The organism is Thalassospira sp. UBA848, assembly GCF_002295455.1.
Lineage (GTDB): Bacteria > Pseudomonadota > Alphaproteobacteria > Rhodospirillales > Thalassospiraceae > Thalassospira.
Map to the genome: position 1 here is coordinate 1 of NZ_DBGS01000071.1, position 18,320 is coordinate 18,320.

An 18,320-nucleotide genomic window follows, 5' to 3' on the forward strand; every position below is an offset into this window, starting at 1 on the left:
TTTGTTGTTTTGGTTGCGGGGGCACTCATTGTTGCCCAATTCTCGTGATCGAGAGCCAGACGTTGTCTGCACCTTCGATACAGAATTGAGACCATACATTTCCGATCCTTGTCAAGTAGTTAACACCTACGACAAGGAATGCTGCAATGGCCGGAACTTGGGGTCAAGCAAGGATAGAATTACTCGCTCTGCAAGATGAAATTCTTGCAGAAATTGATAAGGGCATCTCCGCCCGCCAGATCTTTGATCAATTATCTGCAGATGGTCGGATTACCATTTCGCGACGGTCCTTTTATCGCCGTGTAAAGCTCCTGCGCACTGAGCACGCAGCACCAAAAAGCCGAGTACCAGCAAAAACACACAGCCGGTCCTCTGCCTCTACCCCAAGCCTACCATCAAGCAACACTCAAGCCGCCAGTCTCTTGCCAACACTCAAGGCGAAAGAACAGGCAGCGTTGGATCGCTTATGGGGCGGGGATGACCCAGAAGACGATGCCTCCGACGAGACGGATGCATCGCAATGAGCCCCTGGCAATCAGACTACCTCACCCTTCACACCCGCCTGCGGCAAGCCCGCGAGAGCCAACACCTTACCCAAGCTGGAGCAGGTGAATGTATCGGCGTGTGCGAACGCACCTATCGAGATTTTGAGGCTGGCAGGACGGATCTGTCTGCAGCCCACGTGTTCCGCCTCGCCACTGTGCTGGGCATCAAAATTATCATTTCAGATGGAGTTATCGCCGATGGCGTTGATTAATCTTACCCTTCAGGGCAAGGGCGGGGTCGGCAAGTCGTTTGTCGCAAGCCTGCTTGCGCAGCACTACCTCAAACGCGACACCCCGCTTCATTGCTATGACACCGATCCGGTCAACCAGACCTTTGCCGGATACAAGGCTTTTCCCGTCGAAACCATTCGCCTGGGCGAACGTCCTGACGAGATCAACCCGCGTTATTTCGATGCGCTGATCGAACAGATCATGACCGGCCCGGAAGACGGCGTTGTCGTGATCGATAACGGTGCCAGCACCTTCTTGCCACTTCTTGGCTATATGGTCGAAGCGCAGGCGCTGCAGATGCTCTCTGACGCCGGTCACGAGGTTCGCCTCCATACCGTACTTACCGGTGGACAAGCACTTAATGACACGATGCAGGGTCTGCATCAGGTTCTGCAGAGCGTTCCCGATATTCCTGTTGTCGTATGGCTCAATGAATATTTCGGGCGGATTGAACGGAAGAACGCATCGGGCGAAGTCGAGAGCTTCGAGCATTCCGGACTTTATAAAAAGAACAAGAACCGCATTCACGCGCTGGTCCGTCTGCCCGAAGTCCGCAAAGAAACCTTTGGCCATGACATCGAGCAGATGATGCGTGCCCGCCTGACCTTTGATGAAGCAGGTAAACATGTCGACTTTCCCCTGATGTCTCGCCAGCGCCTGATGATGACCTGGCGCAGCATTGGGGCCTCGATGGAACAGGCGGTGCTGTAGTGGCCAGCGTTCTAGACGAGGCTCCGCCGCCGCCCCTGACCATGGACAGCATCGAAGAGCTGCGCACCCATTTGTGGAAAGTTCATCAGGTCACCGTTGAGGACGGTGACCCGGTGCTGATGATCTACACCATCCATAAGGTCGTGCTCGACGAACATCGCCGCCTGATCGATCAGCATAACCGCACCCTGTCCGGGATCATCCAGGCACAGGCAGAAGCCTTTACCAATGATGTCACTAGCGCCATCGAGGACTTCAAGAATGAAGCTCTGACCGATGCCGTGCGGGAACGTCTTTCTGCCATGCAGGAAGCCGCCCGCCTTGCCGATACGGCTCAGGATCGCTTTCGCAAGATGGTCAAGCTGATCTCCATCCTCACCGCTCTCAATCTGGTCGCCGTCGTCTTCACGCTGGGCGTCCTCACCGTTTTGACGATTTGACGACAAGGAAAACAGAACATGGATAAACGCAACCTTCTCAAAATCGCTGTCATCGCTGGCCTTGCAACATTGGCCATGACCGAACCCGCTTTTGCGCAAGACACTACAGGTGGCAACTGGTGGGATCCGGTTGTCTCCTTCCTCGAACTTCTGGCCGAAGGCTTTGGCAAGATCTTCGCCATCGCGCTTGGTCTTGGTTTGGTCGTCTATGGTGGTTGGGGAGCCTTCACAGGCAGGCTCGATCCACAACGCGGCATCATGATGGTGATTGGTGGCATCCTGGTCACTGCAGGACCGGCCATTGCTTCGGGTCTTCTGGGGGTTCTCAAATGAAAGCCGCCAGTGCTGTTCTCATTCAGGTCCAGCGCCAGATGACGCTGATCGGTCTACCGATCTCGCTTTTGCTTGTTGCCGGTCTCGTTGGCGTTCTGGGTTTTGTCCTGCCCGTCGTGTTCGATTTTCCTGCCCTGGTTATTCCAGGCGGGATCGTGGGCTTTGTCGGCGCATGGATCTATCTCGTCAAACATCAGCGGATCAATCCGAACTATGACCGCGTTCTGCTGGTGACCCCGATGTTCTGGGGGAGCCGCAAAGCCGAGCGCCTCCTGACCACGGGAGGTCGCAAATGATTTGGGCCGATGTAATCACCACCGGTCTTGTGTCCGGCATGGCAGGCGGACTGGTCGTTCCGGCAGGTCGTCGCTTCTTGCTTGGCGATGTCGAGCAAGACTGGCTGCAGGACGAGTTGGAACTCGACGGAATTGATCCGGTCGATGGCGTCACCGTGCACGGCAAAGACGGTTCACTGTCGCGTATCTGGCACCTGCAAGGGACCAGCTATGACGCCCGTATCGAGAGCGAGCAACAAACCTTGTTGCTCGGTCGCCAGTCTCTTTTGCAGGAACTTGGCAAACGATCAGTCACTGTCCGGTTGTTCGCTGTCAAACGCCAGCGCGAGATTACCGCTCATGCAAGCTGGCCCAATAGCGTGCTCAATGAGATCGGCACCGCAGAAGCCCGGCAATATAAATCAAGCTACTTTATCGATTGGTATCTGATGGCAACCACTCAGACCATGCAGCCCTTGCTGGATGCCGAAGAGAAGATCCCGGCCATTCTTTCGGAATATCGCCCGGAACTGCTTGCACGCACTGATGACGACCAGCCTTGTTTGCTTTCCGGGTTTCTCAACGGATTGGTCAGCGGCGATTATCGCCGTGACCTACCGGCAACCAGTCATAATCTGTCCGCAAACCTTCCAGCATCTGACCTTCATTGCGACAAGGTGACCGGCACCATCACAACCCATGTTCCGGCCCGCCAGTTTCACAAGGTCATTACGGTTACACTCTGGCCGGAAACGGTGTCGGGCCATCTGATCGGCGAAATCCTCGCCCTGCAGGGTGATATCGAGATTTGCCAGATCTGTGATCCCTGGGGCAGCGACCAGGCAATGCTGGTCAATAAGCGCCGCATGGCAGGTGAATCAAACTCATGGTTTGGCAACCCAGCAGCAGCGGCGGAAGTATCAACGCTTCTGGATCTTCTGGCCGAAGGTAAAACTGCCCTTTTCGCCACGCAGTTTCAGATCATTCCCCGTGCCGAAACCGAGGAAAAACTCAACAGCCTAATCCGCGAGATCACAGAAATCCTTGGCAACAAACGGATCGGCTATGCCGTGCAAACCAAGGGCGCACCAGTCTGCTGGTTTAACCGCTTGCCTGTCGTCTCCAAACGCAAGATCAGACTGCCGGGTAGTCAGTTCATGGCTCCGCTGGATCTGCGCGATCAGAACATCGCCGCCCTTTGGGCTTTGCCGCATTCCGCAACCGGCATGTTGGCGAGCCAGTTCGGCCCGGCACCCGTGCGCTGGTTTAAAACACCTACTGGCCAGTCTTATGCGTTCCAGTTTCAGGTTGTCAACAAACCGTTCTCGCTGGGCAACTTTCTGGTCTTTGCGCCTTCCGGGGTCGGTAAATCCACCCTGATCATGCATCTGATGGGGGGCCTTGCGAAGTTTGAGAATGTGCGCTCCTACATCTTTGATTCCAAGGAAGGCACGCGCTTCATGGTCGAAGCCATGGGCGGTCTTTATCAAGCCTATGACGGCCTGTCGCTCAACCCGCTGGATGTCGGGGACGACACGCCAAAGAACCGCGAACGTGTCTATGCGATCCTCAAGTCACTTGCCGGGATTGATCTGGAAGATGGCGACATCGATGCACTTAATCATGCCGTCGATCTAGCGTTCCAGATTGAGCCACCACACCGCACGCTCAATGCGATCTATCCCTTTGCCTTTGCCCGTCGCTCCGCCCTCCGGCGTGCCTTTGCTCAGTGGGTGACGGATGACAAAGGCAATACAGGTCTTCGCAGCCACATCTTCAATGCACCGCATGACAGCCTCGGCGGTCTTCTGAACCAGTCGCACATGGTCGGGATCAACATGAACGAGGCACTGGCAGATCCGGCTCTTGGCGGGCCGGTGGTTGGTCATATCTCGGAGGCCATCAGTAAATCTGTTGCCGGGCGTAATGGTGGCTTTGTCATCTTCATTGATGAAGCAGCCAAGCTTCTTTCCAACCCCGGCTTCCGCGATCTGGGAGCTGAGATGTATCGCGAATATCGCAAACTTGGCGGTGCTGTTGGCATGGCGTTTCAGGATCCGGCAGGCCTTGGCAAAACCGGCGCGGCAGAAGCGATCATTGAAAACACCTCCACCATGATCTTCTTCCCGAACTCCAAGGTCACGGAAGAGAGCCTCAAGCCGTTCAATCTCAATGAAGAACAAAAGCTGTTTGTCCAGGGCCGCACGCGATCACGCAAGAAGAATGATCGGCGGGTTCTGATCATCAAGCGCGACGAAGCCAGCGGCTTTGAGGAAAGCGCCATTCTTGATGTCGATCTGACACCGCTTGGCGATGCTGCGCGGTTCTACCGTTCCGGGCCGGATGCCAATAACGATCTGGCCACCATTCAACGCAAATGGGGGGACGCATGGCCAAGCCATCTTTAAGCAACTGCGATCACCCGGACATGATCAAACAATCCCTTTTAATGATGGCTGTAACCAGCCTCGTTGGCGCTGTCGGCCTGATTGCGATGATGCATTGGCCGCACGCAACCAGTGCTGTCTTGATCTTCATGCTTGTCCTTCTTCTGGCAGGAGATCGATCATGAACAGGCGTCTTCGTTCTGTCGCTCTTGCGTTTGGGATTGTTCTGGCTACCCCGGCCATTGCTTATGCCACCTATCCGGTGATCGATGTGTCTGCCATTGCGAAGTTGGGCGAGCAGTTGAGCAAGATGCAAAAGCAGATTGATCAGCTCAAACAGCATACTGAATGGCTGACCAAGCTGAGCGCTCAAGCCCAGGGCACGATTGATGCCATCGGGGCCATGGGGCAGATCACTCTGCCAGTGCTGAACATGCAGAAGCTCACCAACCGGATCATGCGCGACATTCAATGTCTGACGCCGGATTTGTCTGGTCTGATGCCTGGCATGAACCTCGATGATCTCGACTTCTTTAGCATCTGCGAGGGTCGCAGCATCTATCGCAAGTCGCTTTGGTTTGATCCGAACGATCCCTCGACCTGGACTTTCCCGGAAGGTAGTGAGTTTGCAGGCAGCAACAATGGTTCAGGTTCCGCCAGCGGCGTCTGGTCCAATCCGGATCACCCTGTCAACAAGGCCAAATGGCAGGCCCAACAACAGGCCCGTGCCATGGTCGAAGCCAGACGTGAAGAACTGGCCAAAGATGCCGTTACAACCGGCTTGGCTCAGAGCGATCTGACTGTTCAAAGCGCAGAGGAAATTCAGCAGGCCATTGAAGAGCTCGAAGCTGGCACCAACGGTGCGGCGGATATGAAGCGTCTTCTCATGGCAATTGCCAAATGGATGGCGATGTCAAACCGCCAGCAAGTTCAGCAGCAGCAACTCATGGCCCAGTTGGTCAAAATCCAGTCTACCATGTTGCTGCAATACCTGCCGCCCCAGCAGCGCGAAGATGCGGAGGCGGCAGAATGATCGGCTTACTTTCCGCCTCTGGCGATGAACGCATTGTGGTTCTTGATATCAGCTTCGGTACGCCAGTCCGGCATGTCATTGCAGCCACCGGTGAAGATGTTGCGCCTCTTAACATAGGTGCAGTTCCAGCCAGTAAGCTGGTTCCATGGCTGCGCCTTCGCACCTGGTGGCAGGATCGAACGGTAGGCATCTTTCCAAACGTCGTAAACCAGACGCAGGTCATGACCGCGTTTGATCAGATCACCCTGCGGGTGATTAGCAAGCTTCTGCAAAACCTCCTCGCGAGTGCCTGCGATCAGATCCTGATGGTTCTCGTAGGCTGGCATCACTTGATCCCATTCCTTGTCGAACTCGCTACCCGTCTGGAGATCGGTCCAAACGGACACCGAATAATCCCAATCCAAGTAATCGCCTTTGTTCAGCGCCACGCCAAGCGAATTTGCCTGCGCTGTCACACTTGGCAAGAAGGACAACCCCCCTATGAGCGGTAGAACGAACACAAGCACTGAACTGATGTGCCTGACATGCGACGTGGTGACGGAGTATGTCGATCTGGCAAACAGTTTTACCCAGAACCTGAGCACTGTGCTGCTCGACCCAATGTGGTTCATCTATCTCTCCGTCGTTGGCCTATGGATCGTCATTCATGGCGGCAAGATGATCATGGGAAAGGGCGATCTAATTGGATTCGCTCATGAATTTGCGTTCATCATTATAGCTGGTCTGCTGCTCGGCGGGCAAGGGCCCACTCTCGTAAATTCCATCTATCAGATGGCTTTATCAACGATGGGTAGTGCTGCTGGCGTTGTTCTGTCTGCCGGTATGGAAGGTGGCATTACAGCCGCCACGATCCCGAGTGAAGCCTCCTCACTGGGCGGCATGGCACAACTCGTTTACGTCGCCGAGCGTGGCTTACTCGTTGTCTTGCGCATCGCCTTTGAAATCTGGTCGTCCATCTCGCTCGGCAATCTGATGGCCGGGGTCTACGGCGTGCTGCTCGCCCTGCCCTACATCATCCTGATCATTGTTTATTTCAGCCAGGTTGTTGTCAGCATCTTCCGCGTGATGATGTTCTCGGCCCTCTCCCCAATCCTGATGCTTGCCGTCGGGTTTGGTTGGGGACGCGGCATGGCAATCACCGGGGTTCGAACTGTCTTCGCCGCTTTTATGGTGCTTTTCGGTTCAACGCTGGCACTTGCTCTGTGTCTCTATGGTGCAGCATCGCTTGATATCCAGAACACCGAGAATGTTCGCGAGATCACATCAATCGACAATCCGGGTCTGTGGGTTGCCATCGTTCTTGGCTGGATGGGGACAGCCTTTATGGCCGAGGCCACCGGCATGGCCAACTCGATTGCCGGATCCCAGCTGACCAATCAGGCCGCTGCCGTCATTACAGCTGGCATGACCGCAACCGGTCTTTCACTTGTCAATGCAGCCAAAAAATACGCGCCGGGCGGTGCTTCTGCCGCACTTGATGCTGTTCTTCTGGGTGCGGGAGCCGCCCGCAATCCGGTTGGAGCTGCAGGAGCTGCCAAAGACAGTCTCGTTGCCGCCAAGAATGCTGTCATGGAACGCCTCAAGACACCGACCTTTGATCGGGGAGGCAAGCCATGAACCGTCTCAAGAAATTCCTGCGTGATGTGTTCCTCATCATCGCCGTTTTTCCGTTCGTCGCGCTCTGGCTGCTGGTTCTGACCGGCATGTTTTCGCCGGAAAGCCTGATCGTGTTCGTCATGGCCCTTCGGGAAGTCGATGCCGACCAGTTGGCCGGTCTGATGCGCAGTGCCGTTCATATCTGGATTGCGCTTTCCCTCGTCCTTGCCCTTGCCAGGGTTGTTCTTGGCTTGGGCGCTTCATCCTCCCCGACCGCCCCCAATCAGAAAGGATCGCAGCCATGCGCCTGATCCCCAAACATTTCGTCCCAATGCTTTGCCTTGCCGTTTTCCTGTCCGGCTGTGTCTCCGTTTCAAAAGACCGTGAGATCCCCAAAGACGGAACCGGCACCGATGAGATGAAACTCAGCCCCTGTGTCTGCGATCCAGTTGAGTTCAATGGTGAGGGTTTCTCATGGCTTGGCTAGGGAGCATCGGCAAACGCGATAACGGGCGCAAGTCGATGGTCAAAACCACCTCAACGCACAAAACCACCTCAACGCACAAAGCCACCGTTGCTGCAGATCCGTTCAGCTTTCAGGCCAGCCATCGCAGGCTCGCCTGGATGCTGCGCCTGTCTGCCGGGACCAACATTGTGCTTGGCGCTGGCGTGGTCGTTCTGGTGCAAACCGTTGCGCATCTCGTTCCGCTCAAGGAAACCGAGATTGCTCTGGTCCGGACCTATGGCCCGGATGACCGCACCTATGTTGTCGAACCGGTTAGCAAGAAGGTCGAAGGTTTTGAAGTCTTCCTTGAAGCCCAGGCAAAACGTTTTGTCCTGATCACCAACGAGATCGATCCGGTCACGCAGCAAGAACGCCAGCGCGAAGCCTCCCGGCTATCGGATGCCAGCTTCTGGGAACGCTTCAAACGCGAGCGGATCGATAGTGGCCTGATCACCGAAGCCCTTGAAAAAGGCATCGAACGCGAAGTGCGGATCGTCTCCATCGATCCCATCGCCACCTTGTCCTCAGATCATAAATACGCGGTCGATTTCATCCAGATCGACCATCGTCGCGGCAAAGAGATCTCGCGCAAGAACTTGCGCGCTTACCTGACGCTGGCAACCCGCCTGCAGAACGTCTCCGAAGCCGACAAATACACCAATCCTTTTGGCGTCACCGTGCTCGACATGGTGCTTAGAGAAAGAGGCGCGTCATGAAACGCCTGATCAATCTTGTTTTCCATATCGTCTTTGGCAGCCTCATTCTGGCGGTCCTCATTCTTGGCTATAAGCAGGCCAATGCGCAGACCGCCGCACGCCCACCCATGCCAGGACAATCGGAGCAACCATTCTCTGGTACGCAAGCTGCTCCGCAACAATCCGCGCCAGCCATGCCTGTGCCCGAGAGCGTGGTCGAACAGGCACGCGATCAAAATGAAGGTTATTTCAACGCAATGAGCCGTCCGCGCACCAGCGGCCAGGTTCAGGATGTGTGGGATGAAGTAGATCCGAGCGAAGCGGTTTATGCGACCGATCTGTGTGATGATTGTACTTACAAGATCCGCACCCGCGAGTTCATGGTCACCGTGCTTGAACTGCCACGCGGTGAGAAGATTGAAGCGGTCGATCTTGGCGATGATGGCGGGTTTTCTGTCAAACCACGCGGTGAACGGCGTTTGGCTGTGCGCCCCAGCGGATACGGTTATGACACCTCACTTGTCGTCTATGGCAAATCAGGTGCTGTTTATCCGTTTTATCTGAGGGCTGAGAGCTTCAACTCGGTCAATGTGCCCGATCTGATTGTGCGGATTGAAGGATCCGTTCAGATCGAAAGCGATCCGGCAGTTGCTGGATTTGACGACAACGGTAAAGCCAGCCTTCCGGCGATGTCTGTTCCTGGGCAAGGCAACAAGTCTGCAGCTATCGATACTGCGATTGCCGGACTGAGCGACACCAATCCGGGCACGCCTGAAGGAGACTTTGTCGCGCAATCCCCGTTTGACCCGAACGCCCTGCATGGGTGGGGTGAGTATGATCTCTGGGGCGATGAAACACTGCGCCCGGAGACAGTCTTTCGGGATGACCACTTCACCTATATCCGCTTTGGCAAGCGCTGGAAGGATATCGAACTGCCGACTGCCTATGTGGTGGTCGATGGCATTGATGAGCTGGTCAATACCCGTGTCCAGGGCGAGACCTACATCATCGAAAGCACCCGACCGCTGATCACGCTCAAAAGCGGCAAGAGCTTCCTCTGTATTGAATATACCGGGGAAGGCGCATGAGTGCATTTTGTGATGTTGCACTGGTGCTGGGCCTGACCTTTGGGGGTGTCTGTGCCGAACCGGTCGTCAATGAACCGCCAACCTTGCCTGCTGATGATCCATCGGTCTGGGCCCTTCCAGCCCCGCCGCCACCAGCACCAGCAGCTCCTGCCCCAACTATGCCACCAATCATCATCAAGGAAGCCAAACCGGAACCAGAGCCTGCTCCGGCTCCCGAGCCTATGCCGCAACCTGAACCTGTTCCTGAACCTCCCGCGCCGGATCCTTATCGCATGGCATTGGAAGCCGCCTGGCAACATCGCGTTTCCTTGTCGTCAGACTGGGGAGCTCCGGCATGGCAGTCTTCTGACATGGCCGGTGGTTCGGACCATGCTGCCCCTCCGCGCATGGCACCTCCTGCCTCACTTGATCCACTCGATCTTCCGGTCAGTGAGGACGAGAAAGCCGATTATGAAGGCCCGCGCCGGACCTCCACGCTTCCGGTCGATAACAGTCGGATCATTACGGCAGATCGCTACATCACCGTCATTCTGGAAACCGGGATCAACAGTCAGGTTGGTGGCGATGCAACCGGGACAGTGATCGTCCAATCAGCCCGTGATGTCTATGGCTATCACGGGCGCAATGTCCTGATCCCCAAAGGGTCGCGGCTGATTTGCAATTACGATCCACCCAAAGACATGGGCAGCTCGCGCCTGTCGATTGCCTGCGAACGGATCCTCATTGCCGGACACCGGGCCGAGATCCGCCAGCTTGCCTCCCCGATCAGCGACATTCAGGGCAGGCAAGGCGCTGCTGGTGAAGTGGATCGCCGCTTCTGGGAACGCTATGGCACCGCCTTCATGCTGACCGGAATTTCGACGGCTGTCCGCTATGCCGCTGCCACCACAAAATCAGAAGACAGCGACGGCGAAGTCGCAACCGCGGCTGCCGAGAAAGCAGCCGAAGAACTCTCGACCCGCTTTGGCGAGATCAGCGCCAGCGTCCTTGAAGAGACGCTTTCACTGCAACCCATCATCACCATTTCCCAAGGCACCCGCCTTCAGATCCGTCCAGCAACGGACTGGTACATCGCAAATGTGGAGTAAAAGCATGAACAAACGAACCCTTTGGTGTTTGCTCCTGTCGTCCTGTCTTGTCTCTCCGGCACTGGCGCAATTGGCCGAACCAGCAACCGCCTCCTCGCAGGCTGAGCCTGGCATCGAGGAGATGGTACGCAAGGTGAATATCGTCACCCGCGCCAAAACCCGCACCGCCGTGTCTGAGAATGAACCGATGGCGATTGATCTCGGACTGGTCGACGTGCCTGGTGCGCCTCCCAAATTGACCGAAGGTGTCACTGCCAAGGCGTATGCCCGCTATGTCACCTTTGAGGACAATTTGATCGCTCAACTGGTGCTGACCGGCGTTGAAAAAGACGGCAAATCGGAACCACTCGATTCAAACGATTTTGTCGCCCAATTCAATATTGATAGCCCCGAGCTCGATCCGGCATCTCCTGTCTCCATTGAGGGCGATCAGGAAACTCTGCTTGCGGCTCTGCAGCGCTTGAATGATGTCGAGGAAGAGGACGACAAAGAAGAAAAGGAAACCGAAAGCGCTGAGGCTGATACCGGTGCCTCAAACAATGTCGGATCGAATGCATCAAAGAATGCCGATGCTGCAGGGTATTCGACGCCATCAGCTCTTGATGTTGAGGAAGATACCAGCACACCGAACGTGCGTGTCACAACGGAAGGCTGCAACATCCGGGTGGATTTGGCCCAGCTCGTCGCGGTCCAGCAAAGCCGTGTCGAAACCACCGAAGACGGCAATGTAAGCGCAGGGGCCTGCGAAGATGGTGCAGATCGGTATCCACTGGATCGCAGCTATTCAGTTTGCGGCGATACCATCGACATGGAAACACGTCAGGCAACCGCACAGTATCTGCTTTTTTACACCGATGGCGGCGGCAACCGTCAGGAAGTCACGGATTGCCTGAAGGATGAAGACAACGTCTTTGACATCACAGAGAAGACCTCGGCCTGCTCGGTCTATCTTGATTATAACGAGATGATGGCTGTCCCACAGGCATCCCTTGTCTATGTCAATGCGAGCAACAATGAAGTCCAGGTCAGAAGCTGCGAACCGTCCGAAGAAATTGCGGCGGTTCCACTTGTCTCGGTAACCGATGGCTGCTCAATCCGGCATGATTTTGCCGCTGGTCGATCCTATCAAACCGGACGCCATATCTATGAGCTGAACGGCACCACGTGGCAGGCCGATGCCTGCTCGGACAACGGCACCGAATACCCACACGAAACCGTCTACAAAAGTGCCGCGGGTCAGGAAGTTTGCGCTCCGATCATTAATCAGGCGGCTGGCACCGTCACCCGCCAAAGCCGCAAGCAGATTGTGGTTAACGGGGTTGAGCAATTCATCACCGAATGCAAACCTGACAGCACCAATATCGCCATCCAATCGACGATTGATGGCTGTGACAATCCTTCACTCTGGAACCACGATCTTGCGGCTGGCACAAGTTATGGTCGCGAGCGGTTTTACTATCTGCTCGATGGCATTCCGCAATATGTCACCGAATGCCAGGATAGCGAGGTTGCCTACCCGCATCATGTCGAGACCACCGGCTGGCAAAACCATGATGACCAGCTATTCGCCTATCGCCTGACCACGGTTTATATCGAAGGCACGCCGAAAGGTCGTTACAACATCAAGACTAGTGAAGTTCTGCCAGGCGAGCCACAGACAGCCTATGTCTATGATGGCCAGGGACCGAAAGCCAATGGCGATATCTGGTATGAGGACTGCACCCGATTTGAAGGGCGCGATCTTGTAAACACCTATAAGCGGCCCGATGGCACGACCTACGGCCTGAAAGTCGATGAAGCGACACCGGCCAATCTGGGGAATGTGTGCAGTGCGACGGTCCAATGGGCAGATCCGACGCATTCAAGTTGGACTGCTCCACAGAACCATACAGGCGGACCATGCGGCAATGCGACCGGCACCGTCACTGTCCGGGTTGGCGGTTCTGACGGCTATAACGAAAATCGCACGGTCTACAACTCCAACCATTGCAACTATTCAGCAGCTGTCGGCACCCGAACAACAGTTCGCGAAGATGGCGAAACAATCGGCGAACCAAGCAGCAAGACTTGCACCACGCTCTCTGCGCAAAGCTCAATCCATCAGAAGCGTTCCGGCAACGATTACTGGACGCTCTATGAGCCCAACAAATACAACTATCCTGCACATACCGACAGCATCAAAAGCGGTTGCATGGGCAGTTGGGGATGGTGGTAATGAACGCCCTTTCCCCCAATCCTCTGTTTGAGAAGATCCTCGGTCCTCTGGCTACCTATTACGGCGACCTCTCAACCGTCGAAATCCGCATGAACCGACCTCACCGCGTCGTCACTGAACGGCGCGGGGAAGGCAAGCGCGAGATCGAAGATCCTGCTCTTACACTGGCCGCCATTGAGCGGATCGCGATCAGCCTCGCCAACCAGCGCGGTTTAAAGTTCAATCCCGATGACAATCCAAAGCTCTCCTGCATCCTGCCCGGCAATCATCGCTGCGAGATCCTCGTCGGTGCATCGGTCAGATCTCATCTAAGCCTCGCGATCCGCTGTAAACATCCTTTCACCCCGTCCTGGCAACAGGCCGGGGTAACACCGGCGATCCGTGATTATCTGATCGAGAAGGTCGCCAATGACGCCAACATGATCATCAGTGGCGCGACCAACACGGGCAAGACGACCTTGCTCAATATGTTGCTCGCCACCATCGAGCCTGCCCGGCGCGTGCTGGCCATCGAGGACACTCCAGAACTGCATATCGAGCAGTTCTGGGATGGCAATGGCTTGATTGCGGCGCGTGAGGCCGGAACGGGTAGCGGCATGGTCGGCTGGCGCGAGATCTATGATCACCTGATGCGGATCACTCCTGACCATATCCTGTTTGGTGAGATCAGCACCCAGAATGCCTTTGCCGCACTGGCGGCCCTTAATTCCGGTGTCACCGGCTTTATGTGCACCATCCATGCCGAAAGCCCCTGGCAAGCTATTCACCGCAAGTTCGATCAGAACATCGCCTGGGCCGGTGAAACCATGCCCCGTGTACCGGAGTTTCTGGCCGAACTGGTTGATGTTGTCGTTCAGATCAAACGCAACGCCGATGGCTGGCGGCGGATCACCGATATCTGGGAGCCGCGCAATGATCGCTATGTACTTAAAGACGGCAAGGAGGTGGTGTGATGACTGCTCTTTACCGCCTCTCTCTTCCCGTCATCCTACTTGCGATGATCACTGCCATTCTCTGGCAATGGCATCTGGCTGTGGGCTTTGACGCGCTGGATCATCGTTGGTGGCAATGGTCGCTCGAAGCTGCCACCCATCCGGCAGGCCTTCCCGATGAAATGCTCTATCCAGCATTGTGGATCGGCATCACTGGGCTACTTTGCATGTTCGGCGCACTGGCGCTGGCTGCTCGTGCCAATAACAGCACCCTCAAAGGCAATCGCAAGGGCGATGAGCTGCATGGCTCGGCGCGTTGGGCAAAGCTGAAGGATCTCAAGAAAGCACGCCTGTTTCGCAAAGACGGGGTTGTCATCGGTGGTTGGCCATCCTGGTTTGGTCGGATCCGTGAATTGCGTCATGACGGACCTGAACATGTTCTGGTCTGGGCACCAACCAGAACCGGCAAAGGTGTCAGCCTGATCCTTTCGACCTTACTCAGTTGGCGTGAAAGCATTCTCTGCCTTGATATCAAAGGTGAGAACTTCGCCAAGACTGGCGGCTGGCTTGCAAACATCGGTCACAGGGTATTGCGGTTTGAGCCTGCCGCACCTTCGGGCTCTGCTCGCTTTAATCCGCTGGCCGAAGTTCGGATCGATAGCGAACAGGATATTGCCGACTGTCAGAACATTGCCGCGATGATCATTGATCCGGATGGCAAGGGCATGTCTGGAAACTACTGGCGCGAAGAAGGCTGGGGCTGGCTCTCAGTCGTGCTGCTTCATGTCATCTATCGCGTAAGACGCGATGAAAACCGGATTGCCTGCTTTGATGATGTGAACATCTTTCTTTCAGGCATCACCGGACAACCAAGCGAAGACGGCCAGTCTGAACAGGCTGATGACAATTTCGAGCATATCCTTGCCGAAATGGCCGCCTTTGATCACGGCAAAGCCCATGTGAACAAGGAAGTTCGGCGTGGAGCCAACAGCATGATGATCAAGGCCCCGCAGGAACGTTCAGGCGTGCATTCAACCGCCAAAACGCAGCTCACTGTCTTTGCCGATCCGATCATCGCGCGCAATACAGCAACCAGCGACTTCCGCCTTCATGATTTGATGAATGGTGAAGCGCCGATGGCACTCTTCCTTGTCGTTTCACCTGCCGACAAGGATCGCTTGAGGCCCCTGCTGCGCATCATCCTCAACCTGTTCATGCGTCGTCTGACCGAACGCATGGAGTTTGGGTCTGGCCAGACAGTCGCCGGATACAAGCATCGCTTGCTTTTGATGCTCGATGAGTTCACTTCCATCGGCAAGTTGGAGATCTTCGAGGAATCACTGGCCTTCATGGCGGGCTATGGCCTCAAAGCCATGATCATCGTTCAGAACACCGAACAGCTCTTCAAGCATTACGGGCGCGATGAGTCGATCATGGCCAACTGTAAGATCAGGGTCGCCTTCACGCCAAACAAACTCGAAACCGCCAAGCTGCTCTCGGACATGACCGGCAAAGCAACCATCGTCCAGAAACGCAGATCGCGCTCTGGCCGGATGGGCGATCTCGGATCGGTCTCGGACAATCTTGCCGAGACCTCGCGCCCTCTGCTCACCCCTGATGAATGCATGCGCCTGCAGATCATTGATACCGAGGGCCGCAAACCGGTCCCCGGCGATGCCCTGATCTTTGTCGCCGGTCTGCCGCCCATTCTTGGCCGTCAAAAGCTCTATTTCCTGGATCGCGAGCTTTCACGCCGTTCGCGCATGACGCCGCCCCAAATGGCGATCCAGTCCAACACATCTGCCTCTCTCAAAGGAACCAAATCATGAAGACACCCAATACATCTAACAACACTAACACCCCCACTTCTGCCGGTCTCGATGATCAGGATTATCTCGCGCTTGCCTCTTCCATGATCAATGCCGAAAGCCAGATTGGCCCGGTCCCCGTCGATCCGGATATTGCCGAGGCCATGGGGGCTTTTAGCGAAGACGCGCTGTCTTCCGATGACGCACTCGACAGTCACTTTGATGGCATCGACCCGACTGCTGATGCGGAGGGTTCGAACCATGGCTGAGAAGAAAAGCTATCGCGATCAGGTGGTCGAAGAACTGCTTGGCCATATCGAAGCGGGCACAGCACCCTGGCAAAAGCCGTGGGAGCCGGGAAAGGTTCGTATGGCTCCTTTCAATCCGGTTTCAGGCAAGGACTATCGCGGCATCAATGCGCTCTGGCTTGAAATGCGCGGGCGCTCCGATCCGCGCTGGATGACCTATCGCCAGGCAACGGCCCAGGACGCGCAAGTCAGAAAGGGTGAGAAAGGCACCATGATCGAATATTGGAAATGGTCCGAGCGCGAGAAGGTGCTGGATGAAAACGGCAAGCCGGTTCTTGACGACAAGGGTGTCGCCAAAACCCGCGACGTGCGGCTGGACCGTCCACGGGTGTTTCATGCTGTCGTCTTTAATGCTGAACAGATTGATGGCCTCGCACCCTATATTGCGCCGGAGCCGACCTTCAGCCCGGTCGAACGCGCCGAGCAGATCCTCAAACAGGGCAATGTTCCGATCTTCCATGATCAGAACGACCGGGCTTTTTACCGGTCCTCAACTGATCAGATCCATATGCCCCATCAGGCCGCCTTCAAAGGTCAGTACGAGTATTACGCCACCGCCTTGCATGAGCTTGGCCATGCCACCGGCCATGGATCCCGCATGGCGCGCGAGTTCGGGCCGTTTGGCTCGGAAGTTTACGCCAAGGAAGAACTGCGGGCCGAGATCGCAAGCTACATGCTGACCACCGAGCTTGGCCTTGGCCATTACCCAGAACGCCACGCCGCCTATGTCGGCTCCTGGATGAAAGCGATCAAGGAAGACCGCAATGCGCTGTTCACCGCTGCGCGGGATGCAGAAAACATCCGCACCTGGATCATGAAGCCGGATCTGCGCCAAAGCTTGATCCCGGAGACAGCCAAAGAACAAGCCAAAACCATCGCCCAAAACCCGGCTGTTGAACAACAGAAGGAAAATGCCATGAATGATGAGATGTCACAGGCTCCCAACCAGGACACCAACATCGAGCGCAAACGCATCTATCTCAATGTGCCGTTTAGTGAGAAGGATGAAGCCAAGGCGCTGGGCGCAAAATGGGATCGCCGGGCCAAGGCTTGGTATGCACGAGATAATATGGAGCTTGCGCCCTTCAAACGCTGGCAGGAGACCAAGGCCAAAGCCCCTGAGCCTAGGATCAGTCCGGAGCAGGAATTTGCGGAGGCGCTGAAGGAAAACGGTCTGATCCTTGATGGGCCACCGACCATGGACGGTAAATGGCACCGGGTAGCGGTCGAAGGAGATCGCAAAGGCCAGAAAAGTGGCTCCTATCGCGGGTTCCTCGAAGGGCTTCCGGCAGGCAACATCACCAATTACAAATCCGGGCAGGATCCGGTCAAATGGGTGGCGACCGGCACCAAGGTTGATCCGAAGGAGCTGGAACAAGCCAGAGCCGAAGCGGCTGCCCGCAAGGCAGCCCAGGAACAGGAACTCCGTGCGCAATATCGTGCCATCGCCAAGCGGGCCTACGGGATTTTCCAGAACGCCGAACCAGCGCCGAGCAATCACCCATATTTACAAAACAAACAGGTGCCTGCTGGCGATCTGCGCATTGATCAGTCGGGCAACCTGCTCATGCCGATGGCCAATGACAAAGGCTTTATCGAAAACATCCAGACCATCCATCCCGATGGTACGAAGATGTATCTCAAGGACGGCAAAAAGCGCGGCCTGATGCATGTGATCGAAGGTGATCACAAGGGCCCGATGATCGTGACTGAGGGCTATTCCACAGGCCAAAGCCTACATATGGCCAGCGGCCTTACTGTCGTAGTCGCACTTGATTCCGGCAATCTCGCCCCCGTGGCAGAAGCAATTCACAAGAAGCATCCAGATCGGCCACTTGTGATTGCCGCCGATGACGATCACGCCAAGAAGATCAATGCCGGGATCAAAGGGGCGGAGCGCGCCGCCGAGTTGACCGGGGCGAAGATCCTCCGCCCGGATCTGAGTGATGCGGAGAAAGCCAAAGGCCTGACCGATTTCAACGACATTCATCGGGAACGCGGGATTGAGGCGCTGAAACGTGTCGTCACCGACCAGTTGGGTCTCAGCAAACCGAAGTCCCGAACCAGAACACGGGGACGCGAGCAGCAGGCCGCAAGCTTGGCGGTCTGATCCCACTTCTTACCCCTTGG

Annotated in this window: 21 protein-coding genes; 20 read left to right on the forward strand and 1 reads right to left on the reverse strand. The window is 55.9% G+C overall.

The features are described from left to right. Positions 1-146 precede the first annotated feature (146 nt). The 9 genes from B2R48_RS09735 to B2R48_RS09775 are packed head-to-tail and all read left to right on the forward strand — an operon-like array spanning position 147 to position 5,955. Positions 147-524 carry a TraK family protein gene (locus B2R48_RS09735; protein WP_296999643.1) on the forward strand — a complete coding sequence of 126 codons (378 nt, stop codon included), beginning with the start codon at positions 147-149 and terminating at the stop codon, positions 522-524. Beyond that, positions 521-757, forward strand: coding sequence for a helix-turn-helix transcriptional regulator (locus B2R48_RS09740; RefSeq protein WP_296999645.1), 237 nt, complete (start codon positions 521-523; stop codon positions 755-757). Before B2R48_RS09735 ends, B2R48_RS09740 begins: the two co-directional genes overlap by 4 nt. After that, complete coding sequence (locus B2R48_RS09745) at positions 744-1,487, forward strand: conjugal transfer protein TraL (RefSeq protein ID WP_296999647.1); 744 nt, start codon at positions 744-746, stop codon at positions 1,485-1,487. Before B2R48_RS09740 ends, B2R48_RS09745 begins: the two co-directional genes overlap by 14 nt. Beyond that, complete coding sequence (locus tag B2R48_RS09750) at positions 1,487-1,927, forward strand: hypothetical protein (RefSeq protein WP_296999649.1); 441 nt, start codon at positions 1,487-1,489, stop codon at positions 1,925-1,927. Before B2R48_RS09745 ends, B2R48_RS09750 begins: the two co-directional genes overlap by 1 nt. Before the next feature lie 18 nt (positions 1,928-1,945). Next, a complete protein-coding gene (locus B2R48_RS09755) occupies positions 1,946-2,260 on the forward strand; it encodes a TrbC/VirB2 family protein (RefSeq protein ID WP_068518714.1) in 315 nt (104 codons plus the stop codon). Then, complete coding sequence (locus B2R48_RS09760; RefSeq protein ID WP_296999651.1) at positions 2,257-2,556, forward strand: hypothetical protein; 300 nt, start codon at positions 2,257-2,259, stop codon at positions 2,554-2,556. Before B2R48_RS09755 ends, B2R48_RS09760 begins: the two co-directional genes overlap by 4 nt. Further along, a complete protein-coding gene (locus B2R48_RS09765) occupies positions 2,553-4,943 on the forward strand; it encodes a VirB4 family type IV secretion system protein (RefSeq protein ID WP_296999652.1) in 2,391 nt (796 codons plus the stop codon). The genes B2R48_RS09760 and B2R48_RS09765 overlap by 4 nt, the downstream gene beginning before the upstream one ends. After that, positions 4,925-5,107, forward strand: a complete 183-nt coding sequence (locus B2R48_RS09770) for a hypothetical protein (protein ID WP_296999654.1) — start codon at positions 4,925-4,927, stop codon at positions 5,105-5,107. The genes B2R48_RS09765 and B2R48_RS09770 overlap by 19 nt, the downstream gene beginning before the upstream one ends. Beyond that, positions 5,104-5,955 (forward strand): hypothetical protein, encoded by an 852-nt coding sequence (locus tag B2R48_RS09775; RefSeq protein WP_296999656.1) that lies wholly within the window; start codon positions 5,104-5,106, stop codon positions 5,953-5,955. Before B2R48_RS09770 ends, B2R48_RS09775 begins: the two co-directional genes overlap by 4 nt. 5 nt (positions 5,956-5,960) lie before the next feature. Here B2R48_RS09775 and B2R48_RS09780 read toward each other — a convergent pair whose 3' ends face one another. Then, the gene (locus B2R48_RS09780; protein WP_296999658.1) at positions 5,961-6,383 is read right to left on the reverse strand and encodes a hypothetical protein; all 423 of its coding nucleotides are present in this window, start codon (positions 6,381-6,383) and stop codon (positions 5,961-5,963) included. On the opposite strand from B2R48_RS09780, the gene B2R48_RS09785 reads away from it, so the two are divergent. Genes B2R48_RS09785 through B2R48_RS09835 form a run of 11 tightly spaced genes read left to right on the forward strand, consistent with a single transcriptional unit; the run spans position 6,370 to position 18,300 of the window. Continuing rightward, positions 6,370-7,572 (forward strand): hypothetical protein, encoded by a 1,203-nt coding sequence (locus B2R48_RS09785; protein ID WP_296999660.1) that lies wholly within the window; start codon positions 6,370-6,372, stop codon positions 7,570-7,572. The genes B2R48_RS09780 and B2R48_RS09785 overlap by 14 nt on opposite strands. Then, entirely contained in the window at positions 7,569-7,862 is a 294-nt protein-coding gene (locus B2R48_RS09790; RefSeq protein WP_296999662.1) for a hypothetical protein, read from the forward strand. The genes B2R48_RS09785 and B2R48_RS09790 overlap by 4 nt, the downstream gene beginning before the upstream one ends. Further along, positions 7,853-8,038 carry a hypothetical protein gene (locus B2R48_RS09795; protein WP_250280665.1) on the forward strand — a complete coding sequence of 62 codons (186 nt, stop codon included), beginning with the start codon at positions 7,853-7,855 and terminating at the stop codon, positions 8,036-8,038. The genes B2R48_RS09790 and B2R48_RS09795 overlap by 10 nt, the downstream gene beginning before the upstream one ends. Continuing rightward, positions 8,026-8,772, forward strand: a complete 747-nt coding sequence (locus B2R48_RS09800) for a type IV secretion system protein (protein ID WP_296999666.1) — start codon at positions 8,026-8,028, stop codon at positions 8,770-8,772. Before B2R48_RS09795 ends, B2R48_RS09800 begins: the two co-directional genes overlap by 13 nt. Next, on the forward strand, positions 8,769-9,839 hold the full coding sequence (locus B2R48_RS09805) for a TrbG/VirB9 family P-type conjugative transfer protein (protein ID WP_296999668.1): 1,071 nt from the start codon (positions 8,769-8,771) through the stop codon (positions 9,837-9,839). Before B2R48_RS09800 ends, B2R48_RS09805 begins: the two co-directional genes overlap by 4 nt. Next, positions 9,836-10,927, forward strand: a complete 1,092-nt coding sequence (locus B2R48_RS09810) for a TrbI/VirB10 family protein (RefSeq protein ID WP_296999670.1) — start codon at positions 9,836-9,838, stop codon at positions 10,925-10,927. The genes B2R48_RS09805 and B2R48_RS09810 overlap by 4 nt, the downstream gene beginning before the upstream one ends. A gap of 4 nt (positions 10,928-10,931) precedes the next feature. Further along, positions 10,932-13,142, forward strand: coding sequence for a hypothetical protein (locus B2R48_RS09815; protein WP_296999672.1), 2,211 nt, complete (start codon positions 10,932-10,934; stop codon positions 13,140-13,142). Further along, a complete protein-coding gene (locus tag B2R48_RS09820; RefSeq protein WP_296999674.1) occupies positions 13,142-14,095 on the forward strand; it encodes an ATPase, T2SS/T4P/T4SS family in 954 nt (317 codons plus the stop codon). Before B2R48_RS09815 ends, B2R48_RS09820 begins: the two co-directional genes overlap by 1 nt. Continuing rightward, positions 14,095-15,903 carry a type IV secretory system conjugative DNA transfer family protein gene (locus B2R48_RS09825; RefSeq protein WP_296999675.1) on the forward strand — a complete coding sequence of 603 codons (1,809 nt, stop codon included), beginning with the start codon at positions 14,095-14,097 and terminating at the stop codon, positions 15,901-15,903. The genes B2R48_RS09820 and B2R48_RS09825 overlap by 1 nt, the downstream gene beginning before the upstream one ends. Continuing rightward, complete coding sequence (locus tag B2R48_RS09830; protein WP_296999677.1) at positions 15,900-16,151, forward strand: hypothetical protein; 252 nt, start codon at positions 15,900-15,902, stop codon at positions 16,149-16,151. Before B2R48_RS09825 ends, B2R48_RS09830 begins: the two co-directional genes overlap by 4 nt. Further along, a complete protein-coding gene (locus B2R48_RS09835; RefSeq protein WP_296999679.1) occupies positions 16,144-18,300 on the forward strand; it encodes a zincin-like metallopeptidase domain-containing protein in 2,157 nt (718 codons plus the stop codon). The genes B2R48_RS09830 and B2R48_RS09835 overlap by 8 nt, the downstream gene beginning before the upstream one ends. Positions 18,301-18,320 lie beyond the last annotated feature (20 nt).

Bases quoted from the DNA above. Each gene is read 5' to 3' on its own strand.
- B2R48_RS09795 (WP_250280665.1), top strand. From the start codon at position 7,853: ATGCGCCTGATCCCCAAACATTTCGTCCCAATGCTTTGCCTTGCCGTT.
- B2R48_RS09770 (WP_296999654.1), top strand. From the start codon at position 4,925: ATGGCCAAGCCATCTTTAAGCAACTGCGATCACCCGGACATGATCAAA.
- B2R48_RS09810 (WP_296999670.1), top strand. From the start codon at position 9,836: ATGAGTGCATTTTGTGATGTTGCACTGGTGCTGGGCCTGACCTTTGGG.
- B2R48_RS09745 (WP_296999647.1), top strand. From the start codon at position 744: ATGGCGTTGATTAATCTTACCCTTCAGGGCAAGGGCGGGGTCGGCAAG.
- B2R48_RS09815 (WP_296999672.1), top strand. From the start codon at position 10,932: ATGAACAAACGAACCCTTTGGTGTTTGCTCCTGTCGTCCTGTCTTGTC.
- B2R48_RS09740 (WP_296999645.1), top strand. From the start codon at position 521: ATGAGCCCCTGGCAATCAGACTACCTCACCCTTCACACCCGCCTGCGG.
- B2R48_RS09800 (WP_296999666.1), top strand. From the start codon at position 8,026: ATGGCTTGGCTAGGGAGCATCGGCAAACGCGATAACGGGCGCAAGTCG.
- B2R48_RS09765 (WP_296999652.1), top strand. From the start codon at position 2,553: ATGATTTGGGCCGATGTAATCACCACCGGTCTTGTGTCCGGCATGGCA.
- B2R48_RS09790 (WP_296999662.1), top strand. From the start codon at position 7,569: ATGAACCGTCTCAAGAAATTCCTGCGTGATGTGTTCCTCATCATCGCC.
- B2R48_RS09835 (WP_296999679.1), top strand. From the start codon at position 16,144: ATGGCTGAGAAGAAAAGCTATCGCGATCAGGTGGTCGAAGAACTGCTT.
- B2R48_RS09820 (WP_296999674.1), top strand. From the start codon at position 13,142: ATGAACGCCCTTTCCCCCAATCCTCTGTTTGAGAAGATCCTCGGTCCT.
- B2R48_RS09735 (WP_296999643.1), top strand. From the start codon at position 147: ATGGCCGGAACTTGGGGTCAAGCAAGGATAGAATTACTCGCTCTGCAA.
- B2R48_RS09805 (WP_296999668.1), top strand. From the start codon at position 8,769: ATGAAACGCCTGATCAATCTTGTTTTCCATATCGTCTTTGGCAGCCTC.
- B2R48_RS09760 (WP_296999651.1), top strand. From the start codon at position 2,257: ATGAAAGCCGCCAGTGCTGTTCTCATTCAGGTCCAGCGCCAGATGACG.
- B2R48_RS09830 (WP_296999677.1), top strand. From the start codon at position 15,900: ATGAAGACACCCAATACATCTAACAACACTAACACCCCCACTTCTGCC.
- B2R48_RS09825 (WP_296999675.1), top strand. From the start codon at position 14,095: ATGACTGCTCTTTACCGCCTCTCTCTTCCCGTCATCCTACTTGCGATG.
- B2R48_RS09775 (WP_296999656.1), top strand. From the start codon at position 5,104: ATGAACAGGCGTCTTCGTTCTGTCGCTCTTGCGTTTGGGATTGTTCTG.
- B2R48_RS09755 (WP_068518714.1), top strand. From the start codon at position 1,946: ATGGATAAACGCAACCTTCTCAAAATCGCTGTCATCGCTGGCCTTGCA.